The sequence below is a fragment of the Cyclonatronum sp. genome, from assembly GCF_022565315.1.
Lineage (GTDB): Bacteria > Bacteroidota > Rhodothermia > Balneolales > Cyclonatronaceae > Cyclonatronum.
In genome coordinates this window covers 1-5,300 of record NZ_JAIUMX010000171.1, presented here as the reverse complement: position 1 = coordinate 5,300, position 5,300 = coordinate 1, and the positions used below count along the sequence as shown (strand labels likewise).

Genomic DNA, 5,300 nt, shown 5'->3' with positions numbered 1-5,300 from the left:
GTTATATCGTTGTTTACGTTTCCTCAAGCGGGCTTCAAAACAATACTGAATTTCCGGACTGTTTAAAAGGCTGGCATTCCGGACGGGCGGGAGACCGAAAGTCAACACTGCTGCACTTTTTGGCACAATTCCGCGATTCTTTGGCACGATGGTGCAATTTTTTGCGCCTCCGATTGGGTATCATAGCAGCAGGCCGCAATAAAAGCGCTTTTTTACCAACTAAACAAAGGAATCAATCATTATGCTACACGCTTATCCTGACTTCAAAGAAAAGTACGACAACTTTATTAACGGCAAATTTGTGCCGCCGGTTGATGGCGAATACTTCGATGCCATCTCCCCTATCGATGGCAAGCCTTTTGCGAAGGCTGCCCGCTCCAACGAAAAAGACATTGAGATGGCACTCGATGCCGCGCACGCCGCTGCCGATGCCTGGGGCCGCACTTCACCCACCGAGCGGGCCATTATCCTCAACAAAATTGCCGACCGCATGGAGGAGAACCTCGAGTACCTCGCCCGTGTGGAAACCGTCGATAACGGCAAGGCCGTACGCGAAACCCTGAATGCCGACCTCCCGCTGGCCATCGATCACTTCCGCTATTTTGCGGGTGTAATCCGCGCCGAAGAGGGCAGCGTTGCCGAGCTCGACGAGCACACCGTGAGCATGCTCATCCCCGAGCCGCTGGGCGTTGTGGGGCAGATCATCCCCTGGAATTTCCCGATTCTGATGGCTACCTGGAAACTCGCTCCGGCCCTTGCCGCCGGAAACTGCACGGTCATCAAACCCGCCGAGCAAACCCCCATCAGCATTATGTGCCTTATGGAGCTGATCGGTGACCTGCTGCCGCCGGGCGTGCTGAACGTCGTGAACGGCTTTGGCACCGAAGCCGGCAAACCGCTCGCGCAGTCAGAGCGTATTGCCAAGGTCGCCTTCACCGGCGAAACCTCAACCGGGCAGCTTATCATGCAGTACGCTTCCCAAAACCTGATTCCGGTTACGCTCGAGCTTGGCGGCAAAAGCCCCAACATTTTCTTCAGCAGCGTGATGGATGCCGACGATGCCTTCCTCGATAAGTGCCTCGAAGGTGCGGCCCTGTTCGCGCTCAATCAGGGGGAAGTGTGTACCTGCCCCTCCCGCATTCTGGTGCAGGAAGACATAGCCGAAGCCTTCATCGCAAAACTCGTGGAACGCGTGCGCAAAATCCGCCGCGGTCACCCGCTTGATGACACCACCATGGTTGGCGCACAGGCTTCCAAAGAGCAGTTCGATAAAATCATGAACTATATCAACATCGGCTGTGCCGAAAATGCGGAAGTGCTCGTTGGCGGACAGGCCTGGCAAACGGCCGGAAACGGAATCGATGAGGGCTACTACGTGGAGCCTACCGTTTTCAAGGGCGACAACAGCATGCGGATTTTCCAGGAGGAAATTTTCGGCCCGGTCGCTTCCCTCACCACCTTCAAAGATGAGGCCGAAGCCCTCGCCATTGCCAACGACACCATGTACGGCCTCGGGGCCGGCGTTTTCACCCGCGACATGCATCAGGCGTATCAGGTGCCCCGGCAGATCAAAGCCGGCCGCGTTTGGGTGAACTGCTACCACCTGTACCCGGCACATGCGGCCTTCGGCGGCTACAAAAAGTCCGGCTTCGGGCGCGAAAACCACAAGATGATGCTCGCGCACTACCGCCAAACCAAAAACCTGCTCATCTCCTATAACAAGAACGCCCTCGGCTTCTTTTGATCATTCAGGATGATGCAGGCCTGATCTGATTTCCGGCCAAAAACAAAAAGCGGGAAAGGGAGCCAAAGTGCTTTCCTTTCCCGCTTTGTTTTTTACAGGGTGATGTGTTTCCGGGCGTGACCTAATCTCCCAGACAAATCCCGATATCGCGTGCCGTCATGATGGTGTCGCTGTCGAGCGGCACGGTTTTGAACTTGCCGGCCACATCAGCTATCGGGATGCGCCGAAGCTCGTTTTCTTTCATCACCACGAGCTTGTTGAAATCGCCTACCTCAATCGCGCGGATGGCTTCGGCCCCGAAACGAAGCGAAATGAGCCGGTCGTAAATACTCGGCCGGCCGCCCCGCTGCTGATGCCCGAGAATTACGGAGCGGGTTTCCTGTCCGGTGCGGGCCATAATTTCTTTTTCGAGCCAGGCCGCGGCGCCGCCCAGCAGCTCCGCCTGACCCACCTGCTTGCCTTTTACGAAATGGGCGCCATCTTTGAGCTTGGCGCCTTCAGCCACAACGATAAGCGCGTGTTCTTTCCCGTGCTTCTTCAGGTCATCCAGTTTTTTGATGACGGAATCGAGGGTGAAGGGAATTTCGGGGATGAGGATCACATCAGCGGAAGAAGCGAGACCCGAGTGCAGGGCAATCCAGCCGGCGTAGCGGCCCATCACCTCCACAATCATGGCCCGCTGATGCGATTCGGCCGTTGTGGAAATGCGGTCGATGGCTTCGGTCGCAATCGAGCAGGCCGTATCAAACCCCAGGGTTGTGTCGCAGCCCACAAGGTCGTTATCAATCGTTTTGGGCACGCCCACAATTTTGAGACCTTTCTCCGAAAGCCGGTGGGCGAGATGCATGGAGCCGTCGCCGCCGATGGCAACGACCGCATCAACGCCCATCTCCGCAAGCTTGGAAACCACCTGATCCGATTTATCAACATAAATGTAGCTGCCATCGGGCTGAAGCACCGGAATCTCGAACGGATTCCCGCGGTTCGCGGCCCCCAAAATCGTACCGCCCTGCATGGTGATGCCCTTTACGGCTTCATGCGTAAGCGGCTCGCCCGGGTTATCGGTATATAAAGAAGCGTAGCCGTTTCTGAGGCCCACCACTTCCCAGCCCCGCCGCAGGGCTGCCTTGGTAGCTGAGCGGATTACCGCATTGAGTCCCGGCGCATCACCGCCGCCTGTGTTGATGGCAATTTTCATCGTCTGAATGGTTTTCTTTTTTAAAGTTGAAGGATTCGGGGGCAATATACAAAACCCGCATGGAAAGCGGGTGCCAAAGCTGCTTTGGTATTAATGAGTATCACCCATTATCAAAGATATACAGTCCGAGAACTGTCTTTCTTTTATCGATCTCTAATTTTTTATAAATGCGGTCGAATTTCAAAGCATAAGAATCTTCTACAATCGGTATTTGCTTAAGATTAGTGTTCGGAACGAGATATGACACCACAACTTCCCAGATGTCTTTCTCTTTGTTGTAAACAGCTTGTTCTAAACGAAAATCGGGATTTTCGACCGTGCTTAGATCTTTTAATTCTGATTTAGCCGTTTCGAGAAGATCTTTAAATTTCATGGTTTGTCGGATTTATGAGCTGTCAGATATCCCAATATACAAGCTTGCCCTTTCAATGGGTATTAGGTATAAGGAACGGCTCAACCAAATGGTACACACGCTCGCAACGACGCCGCCGCCGCCCCAGCCCCGTTTTCTTTCGTTGGTATTTGCGGCATACTGCCCTAATTTACGGGCAGACAAAGACTTTCATCAGGGGCCGCGGTTTTCGGGCTCCTTCGAACCATTTATTTTGATCGACCTATGCAATTTTTATCCAACCTTGGCCTTCAGGGCTTCAATTTTGGCACCTCTACCGGGCAGCAGCATTTAGGCAGCGATTCCGGTTCCGAGAAAATTACCAGCTACTCCCCCGCCGATGGCTCCGTGATCGGCGAGGTTTCGGTTACAACCCGCGAAGAATACGAGCAGGTTGTGCAGGCCGCACAGCAGGCTTTTGCAACCTGGCACATGATGCCGGCCCCGCAGCGCGGCGAAATCGTGCGGCAGATCGGCGACGCCCTGCGCCGGCACAAAGACGACCTCGGCCAGCTCGTGAGCTGGGAAATGGGCAAAATCTATCAGGAAGGCCTGGGCGAAGTGCAGGAAATGATCGACATCTGCGATTTTGCCGTCGGGCTTTCGCGTCAGCTGTACGGCCTCACCATGCACTCCGAACGGCCCGAGCACCGCATGTACGAGCAGTGGCACCCGCTGGGCGCGGTGGGCATCATCAGCGCCTTCAACTTCCCGGTTGCCGTGTGGAGCTGGAACGCCATGATCGCCGCCGTTTGCGGCGATGTATGCATTTGGAAACCTTCCGAAAAAACCCCGCTCACCGCCGTTGCCTGCCAGAATATCGTGGCTGATGTGCTCAAAGAAAACAATCTGCCCGAAGGCATTTTCAACCTCATCACCGGCGACCGCACCGTGGGCGGGTGGATGACCGAAGACGAGCGCGTACCCCTCATTTCCGCGACCGGCTCCACCCGCATGGGCAAGGAAGTAGCGCAGGTTGTGGGTAAGCGCCTCGGCAAAACCATCCTCGAGCTGGGCGGCAACAACGCCATCATCATCAGCGATCAGGCCGATCTCGAAATGGCCGTGCGCGCGACCGTTTTTGGCGCCGTAGGCACCGCGGGTCAGCGCTGCACGAGCACCCGCCGCATCATCATTCAGGAAAACGTGTACGATCAGGTGAAAGAGCGCCTGCTCGAAATCTACCGCATGATCCGCATCGGCAGCCCGCTCGAGCCGGACACCCTCGTTGGTCCGCTCATCGACAAAGACGCCGTTGACGCCATGCAGCGCGCACTCGCACAGGTGAAAGAAGAAGGCGGCACCGTGCTCTTTGGCGGTGAAGTACTCGAAGGGGATGGCTACGAAAACGGCCTCTACGTGCGCCCTGCCGTTTGCGAAGTCAAAAACGAGTACGAAGTTGTTCAGCGCGAAACCTTCGCGCCCATCCTGTACCTCATAAAATACAAAACCCTTGATGAAGCCATTGCCCTGCACAACGGCGTGAAACAGGGCCTCAGCTCGGCCATCTTTACCCTCAACATGCGTGAGGCCGAAAACTTCCTGAGCCACCGTGGCTCCGATTGCGGCATCGCCAATGTGAACATCGGCACAAGCGGCGCGGAAATCGGCGGCGCTTTCGGGGGCGAAAAAGAGACCGGCGGCGGGCGCGAGTCCGGCTCCGATGCCTGGAAAGCCTACATGCGCCGGCAGACCAACACCACAAACTGGGGCACGAGCCTCCCGCTGGCACAGGGCATCAAGTTCGACGTGTAAGCACGATCTGAGCCCCAAAAAAATCAAAAAAGGCACCGTAGCTTTGCTGCGTGTGCCTTTTTTTTTGGAAATAAAACATCAAAACCACCAACCCAAAAACCGTTACAGGCCATGCCTTGTCTCCGGATTTTTTTTGGGATGGAGGGGGAAAACCCCGTGCACATCACGGTCTTTCGTGCTTGTGAAACTTCCCAAACCTGCGGAGAGCTCCC

Annotated in this window: 4 protein-coding genes; 2 read left to right on the top strand and 2 right to left on the bottom strand. The window is 55.5% G+C overall.

Going from position 1 to position 5,300, the window contains the following annotated elements; all coding sequences use genetic code 11:
- The first annotated feature begins 241 nt into the window (after positions 1 to 241).
- The gene (locus LAT75_RS15120) at positions 242 to 1,744 is read left to right on the top strand and encodes an aldehyde dehydrogenase family protein (RefSeq protein ID WP_291483594.1); all 1,503 of its coding nucleotides are present in this window, start codon (positions 242 to 244) and stop codon (positions 1,742 to 1,744) included.
- Between the two features lie 121 nt (positions 1,745 to 1,865).
- Here the strand turns inward: LAT75_RS15120 and LAT75_RS15115 are convergent, their stop codons facing one another.
- Positions 1,866 to 2,942 carry an ATP-dependent 6-phosphofructokinase gene (locus LAT75_RS15115; RefSeq protein ID WP_291483592.1) on the bottom strand — a complete coding sequence of 359 codons (1,077 nt, stop codon included), beginning with the start codon at positions 2,940 to 2,942 and terminating at the stop codon, positions 1,866 to 1,868.
- 100 nt (positions 2,943 to 3,042) lie between these two features.
- Entirely contained in the window at positions 3,043 to 3,315 is a 273-nt protein-coding gene (locus LAT75_RS15110; protein ID WP_291483590.1) for a hypothetical protein, read from the bottom strand.
- A gap of 243 nt (positions 3,316 to 3,558) precedes the next feature.
- Here LAT75_RS15110 and LAT75_RS15105 point away from each other — a divergent pair, with 243 nt between their 5' ends.
- The gene (locus LAT75_RS15105) at positions 3,559 to 5,088 is read left to right on the top strand and encodes an aldehyde dehydrogenase family protein (protein WP_291483588.1); all 1,530 of its coding nucleotides are present in this window, start codon (positions 3,559 to 3,561) and stop codon (positions 5,086 to 5,088) included.
- Positions 5,089 to 5,300: the final 212 nt, after the last annotated feature.

Coding starts and splice junctions, on each gene's coding strand:
- LAT75_RS15120 (WP_291483594.1), top strand. CDS start 242: ATGCTACACGCTTATCCTGACTTCAAAGAAAAGTACGACAACTTTATT.
- LAT75_RS15115 (WP_291483592.1), bottom strand. CDS start 2,942: ATGAAAATTGCCATCAACACAGGCGGCGGTGATGCGCCGGGACTCAAT.
- LAT75_RS15110 (WP_291483590.1), bottom strand. CDS start 3,315: ATGAAATTTAAAGATCTTCTCGAAACGGCTAAATCAGAATTAAAAGAT.
- LAT75_RS15105 (WP_291483588.1), top strand. CDS start 3,559: ATGCAATTTTTATCCAACCTTGGCCTTCAGGGCTTCAATTTTGGCACC.